General features: G+C 56.8%; 12 protein-coding genes. 4 read left to right on the top strand and 8 right to left on the bottom strand.

Annotation, left to right across the window (positions count from 1 at the left end; all coding sequences use genetic code 11):
* Positions 1 to 50: 50 nt before the first annotated feature.
* The 5 genes from BI347_RS23935 to xth form a co-directional block, all read right to left on the bottom strand.
* Positions 51 to 227 (bottom strand): hypothetical protein, encoded by a 177-nt coding sequence (locus BI347_RS23935; RefSeq protein WP_158020722.1) that lies wholly within the window; start codon positions 225 to 227, stop codon positions 51 to 53.
* Entirely contained in the window at positions 224 to 571 is a 348-nt protein-coding gene (locus tag BI347_RS03845; RefSeq protein WP_071115341.1) for an STAS domain-containing protein, read from the bottom strand. The genes BI347_RS23935 and BI347_RS03845 overlap by 4 nt, the downstream gene beginning before the upstream one ends.
* A complete protein-coding gene (locus BI347_RS22500; RefSeq protein ID WP_158020720.1) occupies positions 561 to 827 on the bottom strand; it encodes an STAS domain-containing protein in 267 nt (88 codons plus the stop codon). Before BI347_RS22500 ends, BI347_RS03845 begins: the two co-directional genes overlap by 11 nt.
* A gap of 106 nt (positions 828 to 933) precedes the next feature.
* A complete protein-coding gene (locus BI347_RS22495) occupies positions 934 to 1,269 on the bottom strand; it encodes a protoglobin domain-containing protein (protein WP_158020718.1) in 336 nt (111 codons plus the stop codon).
* A gap of 366 nt (positions 1,270 to 1,635) precedes the next feature.
* On the bottom strand, positions 1,636 to 2,409 hold the full coding sequence (gene xth / locus BI347_RS03835; RefSeq protein ID WP_071115340.1) for an exodeoxyribonuclease III: 774 nt from the start codon (positions 2,407 to 2,409) through the stop codon (positions 1,636 to 1,638).
* A 443-nt stretch (positions 2,410 to 2,852) separates the two neighbouring features.
* Between xth and BI347_RS22490 the strand changes: the two genes are divergently transcribed.
* The 3 genes from BI347_RS22490 to BI347_RS03825 all read left to right on the top strand — a co-directional run bounded on the left by BI347_RS22490 (position 2,853) and on the right by BI347_RS03825 (position 6,162).
* A complete protein-coding gene (locus BI347_RS22490; RefSeq protein ID WP_083338679.1) occupies positions 2,853 to 3,056 on the top strand; it encodes a helix-turn-helix transcriptional regulator in 204 nt (67 codons plus the stop codon).
* Positions 3,057 to 3,144: 88 nt separating this feature from the next.
* A complete protein-coding gene (locus BI347_RS03830; RefSeq protein WP_071115339.1) occupies positions 3,145 to 4,080 on the top strand; it encodes a replication initiation protein in 936 nt (311 codons plus the stop codon).
* Between the two features lie 1,380 nt (positions 4,081 to 5,460).
* Positions 5,461 to 6,162, top strand: a complete 702-nt coding sequence (locus BI347_RS03825) for a hypothetical protein (protein WP_139167174.1) — start codon at positions 5,461 to 5,463, stop codon at positions 6,160 to 6,162.
* 66 nt (positions 6,163 to 6,228) lie between these two features.
* On the opposite strand, the gene BI347_RS03820 is transcribed toward BI347_RS03825, so the two are convergent.
* The gene (locus tag BI347_RS03820) at positions 6,229 to 8,379 is read right to left on the bottom strand and encodes a nuclease-related domain-containing protein (RefSeq protein WP_071115337.1); all 2,151 of its coding nucleotides are present in this window, start codon (positions 8,377 to 8,379) and stop codon (positions 6,229 to 6,231) included.
* Between the two features lie 1,631 nt (positions 8,380 to 10,010).
* On the opposite strand from BI347_RS03820, the gene BI347_RS23445 reads away from it, so the two are divergent.
* Positions 10,011 to 11,516, top strand: coding sequence for a GIY-YIG nuclease family protein (locus tag BI347_RS23445; RefSeq protein ID WP_139167173.1), 1,506 nt, complete (start codon positions 10,011 to 10,013; stop codon positions 11,514 to 11,516).
* 116 nt (positions 11,517 to 11,632) lie between these two features.
* On the opposite strand, the gene BI347_RS22485 is transcribed toward BI347_RS23445, so the two are convergent.
* Positions 11,633 to 12,838, bottom strand: coding sequence for a tyrosine-type recombinase/integrase (locus tag BI347_RS22485; protein WP_083338678.1), 1,206 nt, complete (start codon positions 12,836 to 12,838; stop codon positions 11,633 to 11,635).
* Positions 12,839 to 13,243: 405 nt separating this feature from the next.
* On the bottom strand, positions 13,244 to 15,286 hold the full coding sequence (locus tag BI347_RS03810) for a M3 family metallopeptidase (protein WP_071115336.1): 2,043 nt from the start codon (positions 15,284 to 15,286) through the stop codon (positions 13,244 to 13,246).
* Positions 15,287 to 15,378 lie beyond the last annotated feature (92 nt).

Here is a 15,378-nt window from a genome sequence, read left to right as displayed (position 1 = left end):
CAGCGCATCTCGCCACAGCCGGCGTACTTGAGAATGCTCATCGCCAGCGCCTACGCCGCGGTCGCCAGCTGGGTGGCCCCCACCGCGGAAAAGCCCAGCCCCCGCGCCAGCTGCTGCACTTGGAACACCAGCATGCGCACATCGGTGTCGCGCCGAATCCCCGGCAAGGCGCTGACGCCCTGGCTATTGGCCGGCGGCAGCGGACAGGTCCAGGGGGGAACGCTCATAGCTTGATGGCCAGCGCCTGCTCCAGCGAAATCGCGCTGCGAAAGGCCCCCAGGTCCACCCCCACCTGCGACAAGCCCTGTATCGCTCCGAGCCTCAGGCCCACCAGAAAGGTGGAAGCGCCCAGCAAGGTGATGGCGCGCTTCATGTCCACCAGCGCCTGGCAGGTGAAGCGGACTCCGGACAGGTTCAGCATCACCTTGCGCACCACCTTGCCGTTGATGCGCTCCAGTAAGCGGTTTTGCATCCGGCGCACCAACGAGGGGCGCAATTCGGTCTGCATGCAGGCCAGCATCGCGTCGCCGATCTGCGATAGCGTGATCTTGGCTGCGGCGTCACCGGGCATGCGCGTCTCCTCCACCCTGCTGGCGGATGACCAGGCCGCCGATGCGGAACGCCGCCTCCAGCGCGTCGCTCAGGGTGGCGAAGATGGAAATCTGCTCGGTGTCTATGCTCAGGTGGACGATGGTCTGGGCGATCGCCGACGACAGCCCCGGCACCAGGCTTTCGCAGCCCATCAGCTGGGTGGCTTTGATGATCTTGATCAGGTGATTGGCCACCGCCGAGTCCACCACCGCCACGCCGGAAATATCGATGATCAACACCCGCGCGGGCGGGTGGAGGAGATCTGGTTGAGTATGCCATCCATGATGCTCTGGGAAGGCTGCGAGCCTATGATGCCGACGATGGGCAGCACAGAATGTCCGGTCAGATCGTTGACACCGGCGTCGACATCTCCATCAGCGCCTGGCTCCAGCTCCGCTGCTGCTGCGGGCGGCTGTAGGTTTCCACCACCAGCGCAGTGTCCATGTGCAGCAGCTTGTTGCAGGACTGGATCATCTGCGACACCGTCTCGCGGCTGCCGCTTTTTAGCTGGCCGCAGAACAGATGAAGGGCATAGTTGACGCCGGCGAAATCGGTGCGGAGCGGCAACCCGATCCTGGCGTGGGTCTCGCCGGAGGCCACTCGCTCGGCCAAGTAGGACTGGTCCGCCACGCCATGAAAGAAGCGGCGCCAGTAATTCGGTCTGCGTCTCGCGCGCATTGCGCAGCGCGGTGGGCCGGGCAAACCGCGCGTCTGGCTCCGGCAGCGACGGCATCCCGTCGTAGAACCGGTCCATCGCCTCCTCCAGACAGGGCAGCACCGCATCCCCTATCGCGCGCACCCGCTGCAAATCCTCCTGCTGGATGGCAAAGGTCTTGAGAAGATCCTCGGCATCGGCAAGGCTGACCGGATCCATCAGCGCATTCCCCCGTGAACCTGTGTTGTGGGCGGCATCGTGCCTATTGCCATCCATATGCCATAGTCCGCGCAGATTCATATGACTTGGGCAATTTCACCGCCGCGCCATGCAAAACAAACGGCCCGACATCGGTCGGGCCGCAGCCAGCGCCTTTCAACCAGGGCCGCTCAGTCGTTCAGGTGGAGAATCACCGGAGTGTGGTCGGACGGGCGCTCCCACTTGCGCGGCGCCTTGTCGATCTCGCAAACCTGCGCGCGGGCCTTGAGCGCGTCGCTGACCAGGATGTGGTCGATGCGCACGCCCTTGTTGCGGCGGAACATCATCTGGCGGTAATCCCACCAGCTGTACTGCTTCTCCTCCTGGTTGAACAGGCGGAAGCTGTCGGACAGCCCCAGGGCGATCAGGCGGCGGAAGGCGTCTCGCTCCGGCTCGCTGCACAGCACCTGGCCGCGCCAGCCTTCCGGGTCGTAGACGTCGCGGTCTTCCGGCGCGATGTTGTAGTCGCCCAGGAGCAGCAGATCGGGATAGCGCGCCAGCTCGGCCGCGACATAGCCTTCCAGCCGGGACAGCCATTCCAGCTTGTACGGGTATTTCGGCGAATCCACCGCCTCGCCGTTGACGAAGTAGCCGCAGATCACGCGGATGCCGTTCACGGTGGCGGCGATCACCCGGCGCTGCTCGTCGTCGTAGCCGGGAATGCCGGCCACCACCTCGCTCATTTCCAGCGGTGCCTTCACCAGGATGGCGACGCCGTTGTAGGTTTTCTGGCCGAACCAGGCGGCGCGGTAGCCAGCCGCCTCGATTTCCGCCAGCGGAAAGACGTCCTGATCCATCTTCAACTCTTGCAGGCACAGCACTTCCACGCCGGTGTCGGCCAGCCATTGGATCACCTGCGGCAGGCGGACTTTCAGGGAATTGACGTTCCAGGTGGCAAATTTCATTTTACATATATCCTTTTGATTATATTGAGATTTTATTTATAAATATTTTAAGATACCCGCTTGGATACCCGCATCTGTCATGCGCTGTGCGCGACGCATTGAGGAGTAAGGCCGCGCATCATCTTCTTAATTGCGTGAAGTCTCTATTGCCTCCTCGCCCCTTTGAGCATGCCTACGGACTTGTCACATGGGCTCACCGTAGCCCACAAAAAGGATGACCTTTTGGGACCTCACAGCACTCAAGTAAAGCTATCAATATTCATTTGATAATAGAAAAATATAATAGAAATACTCACACCAATTTTTCATGTTTTTGCCTATACGTCCCTAGACATCAATTGACGTCACCGGACACTGGCGGAACCACCCCGTTTGCCAGTTGAGGCATATTAGATTCGCGAGGACACATTTCCCGGCAAACCCATTGGGGATGGAAATGCGTAATGACCACTACTGATTCTTTCCTGCGTCTGCCGGAAGTTCTAGCAATTATCCCTGTCTCTCGTGCAACTTGGTACGAAGGTATCAAAAATGGCCGGTTCCCGGCTCAAGTCAAGCTCGGTCCGCGCGTCTCGCTCTGGCGACGCAGCGATATTGAGCAGCTGGTCGCTTCTATCAGCTCCAGCACTGTCGCTACCCCCAACTAACTCGCGCCGTATGCAGCGCGAGGGCATATCGACTATTTGAGGACAACATTTATTGCTGCATGCGGCACGCCCTTGATTGGAGCGTGCCATGGCATCTGCCGCCCTCGCTGCGCTGGTCGAAGCGCATGCCCCCCGACGCCCATACTGTGCCGATGACAAGCACTTCGCTCGTATTCGACCCAAGGCAACCGCACTTGGCGAACGGTACATACAACTCAACCCACCGGCTCACCAGGCTTGGTTGATACTCGACATTGACCGCCCTGGTGCCGCCCTGGCTTGGGACGATGCTGACTTGCCACCACCCACGTATATCGCCATCAATCCGGAAAATAGCCATGCACATATCGGCTATGCCTTGTCATCGCCGGTTTGTACAACCGATGCAGCCCGGATAGCGCCAATGTGCTACCTGGCTGCTATCGAGCGTGCTTACACTGAGAAGGCCGGGGCGGACTTTGCCTTTGCTGGCCCATTGGCAAAAAATCCCCTGCACCCCTCCTGGCGGCTATGGGAGCCGGCCAATGCACCTACTTATGAGCTCAGCACCTTGGCCGAGTTCACAGGCTTGTCGACCAGACCGGCCCACACACCGGAGGGTGTGGGCCGCAACTGCGAACTATTCGAAAAGCTACGTGTGTGGGCTTACCGGGCGGTCAGACAGTTTTGGCGTCCTGGTGGACAGGGTATTTGGGCCGAAGCGGTAAGGAGGCAGGCTGAGGCACTAAATAATTATCCGGTGCGATTGAGCAACGCAGAGGTGTCTGGTATTGCCCGCAGCGTGGCGCGCTTTGTCTGGCGGCGCTTCTCTCCTGTGGACTTTCGCGAGCTTCAAGCAGAACGCGGACGCCGAGGAGCGGAGGCGACTGCGGCCTTGAAGCGTGACCGCCGCGAGCAAGATATTCAGGACGCCATTTCCCGGCTATCGGTTGAGGGCTGGAAACCCTCAATGAGGACCGTGGCAAAGGCGCTCGACTGCTCGGTGTCGACGCTATCGGAAGGGTATGGCCATCTCTGGACGTAGCCTGACAATGTGTTCGGTTAGGCCATATCAGGTAGCAGCACCCAACGGGTGGGGAAGCAGCACAAAGCCTAAGATTCGGGGAGGCTCGCCGAGGGGCTCCGAGCTGAAGTGGTGGTGACAGGGCGAGGGGCGGAGCCCACCAAAACCTGGGAGCACACCGCAATGCTATGACCAAGGTAGCGCTTCAATGCTGAAGGGACAGGCCCCGCCGAGAAGGAGAGTGGCGGGGCCTGCCAGAATGGTTGGCCTCTGAGTACAGTTTGCCCTGTGTATGGTTGGTTTGTGGGGATGGCAAGCTGTCACAGACACGCTCGACCACAACATATGAGACTTCCGTCCGCCAAGACAAGAAGTCAGCTCGCGACGCGCCAACGCCGCGAGCCTGTTTCATCATCACGCTACTCTCTTCGTTCTGTCGGCCTCACAACTCGCTCCGGATTTCGGCCGGGGGTCATCATCGAAAAGCCTCGCTCATACTCTCTCGGGATTGTCAGAGTCGTTACCTCTGTGCCGGTCAGTGCCACCTGACCGACCCTCCGAGAGCATTTCGCACCACTTAGACAACTTCTTACGTTCACAGGGAACGCCGCTGACTCACAGCAAGCATCGACGGCCGGGCTGGTTACCGGATTTCGGGAGGGAGAACCGGGAGAAGTCCCTTCCTTACTCAATCGTCGTGTTCAGCTTGCAGCTTCCACCATATTGCAGGCACTGCAGGCCCTAGACGGCACCACTGCTTTCTCGACTGCACCGGGTCTCGGCGCAGGTACAGGTTTAAGCTCTCAGCGCGGCTCGAAGCTCGCCAGGCGCTACCCTGGGTCACTATCGCGCTCGCCCGACTGGTCTGGGGCACTTGCCCCATCCAACCGAGGCACACCTCGCGGTGTGCGATTACGCAGCCATCCTGTCGAGCACACGTCATGCAATTCCTTGCATGCCGTGGAGGGGACTCGCACCCCTTGGTCATGTTGTCAGGAACATCGGGGCATTTGCTCCCCGAGTCCGTTTCGTGTTCGCACCAGTTACACCTGGTTGGTCACCAGATTGGACATGGGATAAAGCAGTGGGGTTACTCCGGCGCTAGCCGGGATTAGTCCCCTGCCTCCCCCTCGCACCGTACAAGCTCCATTACGAGCATACGGCGCCACAGAACTACCCTCTGGCGGAGGGTGGGAGCACGGCTCCAGAGTGGGTGAGGGCGTTGGCGCGCCTCTCACCCCATGCATGATGTGGAAGAGGTTGGCGCCTCGATAGGTACGCATTCCTGGTTGCGTCTTTCCTACCGGTGTATAGCGCCAAAAATCCGCGCGACTCTCCCAGTTCATTCATGCGATTAGAAAAACCTCTAATCGCATGCCGCTACGCGGCGCTATACGGGGTATGACGACGCACAAAACCATCAAACTGCCCCGCTCCAAAACCGCCGCGATGCTGCTGATGCAGCAGTTGGCCACGTCTGGTCACTACTACTACTTGTCGGGCCAGATGCCCGCCACCAACCTTAGGCGGTTCCTGCCCAAGCTCGAACAATTCGGCATCTATCGAGATGCGCCGGGCCGAGCATATGACCGCCGCAAGCGGCGGGCGTCCGTGCACCTGGTCGTGGTGGAGTTCGATAACCGCGAGGTGTTCTGGTGCTTGCTCTCCACCGCCGGCAAGGGAGGACTTGCTGACCCAGATGCTCCGAACCTCGGTGCAGTCAAAGATAGCCGCCTCCGTGGCCAGCATCTGCGCTTCCTGGCCTACGAACTGCTGGAGTACGAAAAGCGCATGCCCAAGGTCAAGACGACGACATGGACCTGGCGAATCGAGCCGGCCCGCTATGCCGAGCTTGAAGCGGCCGTTGTACAAACCGTCCGGGAGAGAGATAGACCCGCCATCATTGCGATGATTGAACGGCATTCCGCCATGCCGCTATTCAGCGGCGTACGCGGTCAGGTTCTCAAGCTCAACCACCTGGCTGGCAAGCTGGCTCGCAAGTTTGGTCGGGGTGAGATTGAGCTGCCCAAGCTGCCGTACATGGTCAAGCTCCCACTCTACAACAGCCCTCCCCACACCCTGGCCGGATTTCTTGACGCGTAATGTAGTGGGAAACTGTAGTTTCAGGCACGAAGTCAACGAGTAACTGGCTTTTGTTTTGGTAGGGCGCTAGGACAAGCAGCACTTCTTGTACTTGCGTCCGCTGCCACAGTGGCACGGCTCGTTCCTCCCGAGTTTTATGCGGCTGACCCCTTGTGTGTATTGAGGAAGCACATCGCGAACCCTGGCCGCCCGCTTCATGTTCGCAGTTAGCCGGTCCATCTCCTCCGAGGGCTCCCACGGAAAGTCCAACGTGACACCGAACTGGACTTGCCCATCCGGGTTCACGGAGACTCCAAACCACTGCGCCGCACGTTGCTGGTACTTCCGCTTGACGCAGTGGGTCTCCAGCACGGCAATCGCTTCAAGAGACGGCGTTGGATTGCAATGGAAACTAACCCCGCACGGTGGTGTGCTCAATGCAAGCGTCACGTCGTGTCGATTCCCGTCGAGCTGTGCCTTCCGCGTGATGGTCTCGAGTACGCGATGGACATTCATACACGAATCTTCGTCCATGGAAAGCAGGTGGAATCCGAGTTCTAGCGTTGCCGGGTCCACCTTGGCTTCTATCTCCTTGATGAGTCGCTCGTAGCGCGTTCCGCGCATCTTCGTAAGGATGCCAACCGGCGTGTCGTCGCCTGGCTGATTATCCCTGCGGACTAGCATCGCCGTGTCCAGGTCTTGAGCAACGGAGTCCTCGAGCATAACGGTGTCGTAATTGTCATCCAGCCAGAGGTTCTGTTTCAGGTGGTAGCTGAGGACGGTCAGCTCATGCCCGCTCATCAGCTTGTCCAAGACGGCCACGCGCAACTTCACGTAGCTCAATAATCGCAGCGGCGTCGTCAGCATTTCCGTCAGCGTATCGAGAAGGAACACGTCCATCACGAACGGAGGCCGGATGACATCGGTAGTCTGGAACTTCAGCGACTGGCTCGCTTGAAATGCCAATGCCGGATAGTGTTCAGACACGAGGCTAAACAGGAAGACCTCTTTGATGCTCGAGGGCAAGTCGATTTCTTTTCCTTTGTCGTCCACCAAGCGACATCCGCCAGCGAGAATTTCGTTGGCGCAAGTCCAACCCTGGTCGTAGGAATCTTGGATGGCGGCAGCGAAGTCCGCCTTCAACTGGTTGTCGTTTCCCTTTCGCGCGGCGATGGTCAGCTTCTTCGCCTTCGCCTGCACAATGATGAGTCGGTCTGCGTAGACGACCAAAACATCAGCCTCACCCACGATGTCCTTGCCACGATGCAGATTCACATTCGTATGGACGTGCTCGCGGCCGAAGACCCCGGCCAGCCGGTGCGCAGCGAACTGCTCGGCGAAGGCGCCGCGATGCTTGGCGGCCGTCGGGCGGTAGGGCTTGTCGTCCCACATCCAGAAGAACGGAGACTCATATAGCGCCTCGTAAATGGCGTAGTGCGAGAAGAGGAGCACGGTCCCGTGGTCGGTAGGTAGCAGCGGCCGGGCGGCGACCTCATTGAAGTCACCCACTTCCTTGAACGCCGCGTTGTCTCCCGTATGGAGGAAAGCGCGGAAGAACGCTTCAACGACGTCCTGCGCAACTCCACTGTGGAACGCCACTTCATCCAACGAGAACTCGAACGCGGACAGCCAAGTCTCCGGCTGCGCCTTGGCAGTTCTGGCGTCCGCGAAGAGTCGCGTCCCCTTTTCGTCCATCAAGGCGCACATCGTCTTTGCGATGGTCCGCGCCTGGTCGGAGGTGAAGCCTTTAGTCTTGAGCATCCAGTCATCATCGGCCCCGTACTTCCCGGGCGCGAGGTCCCTGTACTGGAAGGCGTAGGCCGACTCGGTGCCATAGAAGATGGGCTCTCGCATCCCCGGTCCACTCCATGGGTCTGGCGGCTCGGCGCCCGCTTTCATCGCCTCGAACATGGCCGCGAACATCGGGTAGGACATCGCGTCATGCAGTTCCCGCATAAGGGCATCCGTGCGATTGACGTAGCCCTCGACCACATCAGTCGGCTGCTGAGAAAGGTCCAATGGCTTCTTCGCCATCAGGCCAATCAGCGTCGTCAATTCCGTCCGAATGAGGCGCTCGCTGCTGAACAAACGGTCCATGTCAGACGGCTTCAGCTTGCCCTTGATGTGAATGACGTTGTCGCGATGGCAAATGTGTGCAACCGCATGAGCGTATCCAGGCGACGCGGCTAGCGTGGCTAGGTCCTCCAGAATCTGGGATTCCTCCCTCGGCATCTCCATAGTCACTCCTTTCAAGTTTGCAATCGGCGGTGCATTCGTCTCGCTATACGACGTACTCAGTGTGAAGGAGAGACGGATGGAGGGAAAGGTCACCAAAATTGTACGAGGCAACCAGCCAGCCGGCCACCGCCGGAGGAAAAGTCACCAAAATTGTACGGGATTGCCTTGTAACGGCAGCATGCAGCCAATATCCGGCGAATTTCGGCATGGATTCACATCTCAAGAGAACAATTTTGGTGACCTTTCCCGGCCTCACGTACAAATCTTGTGACCTTTCATCTGGCGACGACCCGATGCCGAACAATTCTTGTGACCTTTCCTGTTCGACCTCACCAGACAGCACAATTTTGGTGACCTTGCCGGTCGCGGCTCGGCCCTAGGTGGTTCTTTCCTGATAACTGCAATTATCAGGAAAGATGGTTCCAATACGTGTGCTGTCATAGGCCCGGCCAGACTTTGTTGCATTTTGAGAATAAGGGGGGCATCGGCTAGAGTAGTCCTGATGGCGAATTGGGCGAGGACAACATGTCTCAAGAGAACAGTATTGACCTGACAGTTGCGCTTCAGAAAATCCACGAGCTAGCACTGGCCGATGGTGACTTGGGGTACGCCTACTGGTACCAGGTCGGCCAGTTGCTGAGGCGAGCTGCAGGGATGCAAGCCGAAATCGATGCTCTCAGCAAAGAACTTGAGCGGTGCCGCGCTCGGCGCGGTAGCTAACACTACATCCTTTCGGGATTTGTCATGCTCAAAATTACCGTTGAAATTCTTTCGCCTGGGCAAAACCGTGGTCGGATAATAGCGACTGCCAAGCTTGGGCGGCTCCATCGTTGCGTGGCCCCGACTATGTCATGGAATTGCAAGAAGACATGTACAGCCATCCCGAGCGTGTGACGATTCACAAGTACGCACGATTCGCGGGGTCAATCTGGGACCTGGTTGCCCGCTCAATTGCAGTGGCCTTGACCGGCGAGGAAAATCTCCCCCCGCGCCCTCAGCCATTGAATGTTCCTGTCCACCATTCCGGCGGTACCGACTATGTTCGCCTGGATGAGATACCAGAGCCAGTCGCAAGCATATTCAGAAAACGGATTGAATATTCAACGTGCCCCGTCATCGAAGAGGACCCAATACCGATGCAGTGCGCCTACGCATCCGAGTGGGTCGACTTCCTGTCTGGCCGGAGATAGAACGTGATTCGGCGTATCCGCCCTCTGGCACTGGCCCGCGCTGAATACCACCGTTGTGGCCGAACTAGCTACACGACTCTGTGCTGCGGCGTCATGAGCAGACCTTTGCACCCCTTATAAGCCACCCTTCATTGGGCTGCCCCACTCAAAACCCACCACAATCCCTATACGGGCCACTCGGTTTCGGCAGACGCTCATGCTCATGTGCTAGCATGGCTACTATCGGCCAGGAACAGACGTTCTTGCCTAGCTCCGCAATGGCGCCACTCATCTCTATAGTGGATGACTATATTCTATAGCTTAGTCTTGTTCATGAATTGGAAAAATGATTTGAACTAGATTTAAATTAATTTGATAAAAAATTCATAGGAATATTGTCCGTCCATGCTATTTGCAGCAAATTGGATAGTGGGTCAATTTAATAAAAATTAGGTCTACCAAATGAGTAACCCTATTACATATAAAAATAAAACGTACTCATCACTCAACGCTCTAGTTGAATCAGAAGCTAGTGATGGAATTTCATACTCCCTTGTCGCGACTCGCATTAGAGATGGGTGGGACCTAGAGAAGGCACTATGCGAACAGAAAAATAAAAACGTGAGCCGAACCTATATAGTAGGCGAAAAATGTTATAAAAATCTTAAAGCCCTAGCGAAAGAGGCTGAAATATCATATGAAGCCGCAGTTAAACGCGCTCACAGGGGGTGGGCGGACGAAGAAATTTTCTTTGGCCGTAAAAAAAACAAGACATTGAAAATAGTGAATGTAAAAAAATCAAGAGGCAAGGCTGTTTTTGTAAACGGGAAGGAGTACGAAAATATTCGAGAGGCCTTTGATTCCATAAAGCCGGGATGTACATTCAATGCACTGCGAGCAAGAATACGTAGCGGATGGAGTATCGATGAGGCATTGGAAATAAAACCAAAGCCAGATGGAAGGAAAAATACAAACAAGGTTAGGATGTTGAATATTGACGGTGACGTTTTGTCAGCCAAAGGTGCTGCCGAAAAATACAATGTACCATATTCAACAATATTAGATAGATTAAATAGAGGTGCTTCGCCAATGCAGGCTACTGGACTGCAAGAGATAAAAGATGGGGATTTATTATCTCAATCTGAAGCGTACAAAAACAGACGAAAGATTGAGAAAAAAACTTATGTTGTCGACGGCGTAATATATAAATCAGTAGTTGAATTGGCTAGGGCTTATGAGTTACCTGCACGTCTTGTTTACAATCGAATGCGTGATAATGGATGGCCCCCAGAGCAAGCGGTAAGAGAAGAAATAGCAGAATCAGTGGAGATTAATGGCAAGAAATACAGAAGTGCCATGAATGCTTGGGAAGAAATTGGCAAAACAAACTTTACAACATACCAAAGTAGGAAGAGTCAAGGATTGCCTTTAGAAGTTTGTCTTGGATTAGACCCTTTGCCGAAATTGGAGCGTTATGAGCTAAATGGGGTTTCCTATAGCTCTTTGAATGAAATTGCAGCTGCCTTTGACTTGTCTGTTAGTCAACTTACATACAGACTCAACAGCATGAGCCTGGAGCAGGCAGTAGTTTACAAGCCTTCCAATGGTCGATTCTCGACATCTATTTTTGAAAAAAACCCAGTACTTGCAAACTCTACTGGGACTCTGTATTTTATCAAGATAGCCCTAGCTGATGGTAATTTGCATAAAATTGGAGTTACGAGAAAGACAACATCTCAACGATTTTATTCATATGATGTAGAGGTCATTTGTGAAGTCAAAGGGAAGATTTGCAATCTTTATAAATTAGAACAATTGATAATTAGTGAATTTTCGGAACTGCACTATCGAGCTGAAGATGAGTTTGAGGGTAGAACGGAGACATTTCAACTTATGGATGAAGAGGAGAGTTGCTTGTTGAGCTTTATTCAAGATAATTTAAGTGAATTTGAGCTATTTGCTAATTAAATTTACCGTGGAGCGCAGCGAAAACAAAAGATGAATGCAGACATTGAATGTCTGATTTCCAAGTTAAAGCAGTCCGCTTCGGGTCGACTGCTGCTAAGGATGGACTGGCTTGGCACTCAAGTGGTCTGGGGCTCTCTGGAATTGAAAAGGTAGTCAGCCCAGTCTTGAAGTAACTTTCGACGCTCAGGAGCATAGTCCCAGCGGTTATAGGCAGCCCGTATTTTATTTCCAGGTTCGTGTGCAAGGCAGCGTTCAATTGCATCCTTGTTCGCACCCAACTTATTGAAATGAGTGCTGAACCCTGACCGTAGGCCATGCGGCGTACCTTTTCCCTTTAGTCCATGACGACCCATGATGGCGTTAAGAGTATTGCCAGCCATGGGGCGCATAGGGTCTCGTCGGTTCGGAAAAACATAGGGTGAATTCCTGTTAGAGTAGTGCCGCCATTCTGTAAGCAGGGCCACCGTCTGCGTAGACAATGGAATCCAATGCGCCACGCCCATCTTCATCCGCGTCTTAGGGATAAACCATTCACCCTGCTCTAGGTCAAACTCATCCCACCGTGCAGATGTAGCTTCCGATTTTCGGCATATGGTAAGCATGACAAGCTTGATGGCCACTATGCTTTTAACATCACTGGCTTTGTCTTGGTTGAGACATCCCATGAGTTCGACGATAGCGTCTTCCAATATGGCAGGATGATGCCGGACTGGTCCCCTTTTGACATTCCGCCTTATTGGACATGGATTGCTTACCAAAATGCCGTCATCAATAAGCAATTCAAATATTGCCATAAAGTATTGACGCATATTGCGCGCGACTTCAACAACGCTCTTCTCCAGTGGCTCCAGAATTTCTACAATATCTTTCCTGGTTATCTTGTCCACAGGTCTAGCAAAGAGAGATTTAGCGTGACGCTCAATATCCCTTCTCCGCTGAGAGATTGTTTTCGGGCCAACGCTTTTCTCAGTAGCAGCTAACCATTTCTCATACGCTGCTTTGAACGTATTGGTCTTTTTGAGCAGTTCCTCCTGCGCAATACGACGTCTTTCTTCTTGGCGAACCGTGTTGGGATTGAGTCCCTGACTGACAAGCTCACGAGCGGTATTGCGTCGGCGCCTAGCTTCACGCAGCGACAGCGTTGTTGGGTGGTACTCGCCAATCGCATGCGTACTTTCTTTTCCAAGTATCTTGAAACGGTATTGCCACAACTTGGTGCCGTTTGGCTTAACGAGCAGATACAGGCCACCGCCGTCTGAGAGCTTATCGCCGGGCTTGGCTTGCCTGACTTGAATGTCAGTGAGGAGGTTTTCGCTTCGCATACAGAAACGATACCCGCTTTGATACCCGCTCGCAACCCCAGCTGCAGTCAGACATTATTAGACGTCACCAGACGCGAACACAACATAATGTACTGTTTTTAAAAGAAAAATAATATCAACCCATACAACGCCAGCCATCATCGGACTCTATTGCACGTTCCAGGTGGCAAAGCGCATCGGCGTGTTCTCCGTGAAGGACTAAAGGCCGACACCATAACAGCAGCGCGGCCGGCTGTGCAGGGTCAGGCGGACAAAAAAACGCCCCCGCATGATGCGGAGGCGTGTAATAGACACTTATCACTACCCCTGATACGCGTCTGGCTCGCTTGCTGCTCCGGAAGACAACCCTGAGCAAGTGATTAGAGCCGGCCCGTCGCGGGGTAGTTCCGGAAGTTTCCGATTTTTTTACGCGGCGTCCACCACCATGCCGGAATGGCGCAGCAGCGCGTCGATCTGCGGATCGCGGCCGCGGAAGGCCCGGAACGATTCCAGCGCGGGACGGCTGCCGCCGACGGCCAGGATTTCGTCCCAGAACCGGCGGCCCACCTGCGCGTTGGCGCCGCCAGCCTCCTCGAACGCGGCGTAGGCGTCGGCCGACAGCACCTCCGCCCACTTGTAGCTGTAGTAGCCGGCCGCGTAGCCGCCGCCGAAGATGTGGCTGAAGCTGTTGGGGAAGCGGTTGTAGGCCGGCGGACGGTTGACCGCCACCTCGTCGCGCACTTGTTCCAGCAGCGCCAGCCAGTCGACGCGGCCGGGTTCGGCCGCGGTGTACAGCAGCATGTCGAACAGTGAGAACTCCAGTTGGCGCACCATCTGCATGCCGGACTGGAAGTTCTTGGCGGCGATCATCTTGTCGTACAGCTCGCGCGGCAGCGGCTGGCCGCTTTCGCTGTGCGCGGTCATGCCCTGCAGCACCTCCCACTCCCAGCAGAAGTTTTCCATGAACTGGCTGGGCAGCTCGACGGCGTCCCATTCCACGCCGCTGATGCCGGCCACCCCGGCCACCTCGATGCGGGTCAGCAGGTGGTGCAGGCCGTGGCCGCATTCGTGGAACAGGGTGATCACCTCGTCGTGGGTGAAGTAGGCGGGCTTGTCGCCCACCGGGCGGCTGAAGTTGCACACCAGATAGGCCACCGGGGTCTGCACTTCATCGCCCTTACGGCGGCGACCGCGCACATCGTTCATCCACGCCCCGGGGCGCTTGCCGTCGCGGGCGTAGAGGTCGAGGTAGAAACCGCCCAGCAAGGTGTCGCCCTGGAAGATCTCGAAGTAGCGCACGTCCGGGTGCCAGACGGCGACGCTGCGCTCGGCGAAACGCACGCCGTACAGGGTGCCGACCACGCCGAACAGCCCCTGCAGCACCTTGGGTTCGGGGAAGTACTGCTTCACTTCGTGCTCGGAGAAGGCGTAGCGCGCGACGCGCAGTTTCTCGCTGGCGTAGCTGATGTCCCACGCCTGCAGGATGTCCAGCCCCAATTCATCGCGGGCGAAGGCTTCCAGCTCGGCGCGGTCCTGCTCGGCGTAGGGCTTGGCGCGGCGCGCCAGATCGCGCAGGAAGTCGATGACCTGCGACGGGCTTTCCGCCATCTTGGTGAACAAGGACAGCTCGGCGTAGTTGGCGAAGCCCAGCAGTTGCGCCTCTTCGGCGGCCAGCCGCAGCTTTTCGCGGATCAGCGGGCCGTTATCCTGCTCGGCCGGGCCAAACTCCGAGGCGCGCTTGGCGTTGGCCTCGTACAGCTTCTCGCGCAGCGCGCGGTTGTCGGCGTATTGCAGCACCGGGAACAACAGCGGGAACTGCAGGCCCAGCTTGTATTTGCCCGGCTGGCCGTCGGCCTCGGCCATCGCGGCGTACATCGCCAGCGTGTCCTCGGGGATGCCGGCCAGCTCGGCTGCGTCATCGATGTACAGGCTGAAGCCGTCGGTGGCGTCCATCACGTGCTGCGAGAACTGGTTGGACAGCTCGGCCAGGCGGCTGGACAGCTCGGCGAAGCGCGCTTTCTGCGCGTCCGGCAGCTCGGCGCCGGCCAGGCGGAAATCGCGCAGGTCGTTGTCTATCACTTTCTTTTGCGCGGCGCTGGCGGCGGCGAAAGCGGGATTGGCCGCCACGGCCTTGAAGCGGGCGAACAGGTCGAGGTTTTGCCCCAGTTCGGTGAAGAAGGCGGAGACGCGCGGGATTTCAGCGTTGTACGCCTCGCGCAGGCCCTCGGTATTGCCCACCACGCCGTTGAGATGGCCGACCACGCCCCAGGCGCGGCCCAGTTTTTCAGTGGCCTCGGTCAGCGGCTCCACCACGGCGTCCCAGCTGTCGCCGCCTGCGGCGACCACCGCATCGATGGCCGCGCGGGCATCGGCCAGCAACGCGTCGAGGGCGGGGGTGATGTGTTCCGGCTTGATGGCGTCGAAGCGCGGCAGGTCAGTAAAATCGAGCAGCGGGTTGCTGTGGCGCATGGAAGTCCCTTCGGGCTGGGGCGCGGCAAGATGGCCGCGCCGTGTGGCAAGCGTGACGGGCTAATGATAGCCTCGCGGATAACGCCAATAAG

Source organism: Chromobacterium sphagni (assembly GCF_001855575.1).
Taxonomy (GTDB): domain Bacteria; phylum Pseudomonadota; class Gammaproteobacteria; order Burkholderiales; family Chromobacteriaceae; genus Chromobacterium; species Chromobacterium sphagni.
Note: the sequence above shows the minus strand (reverse complement) of the source record. Positions and strands in the feature narration are given on the sequence as shown.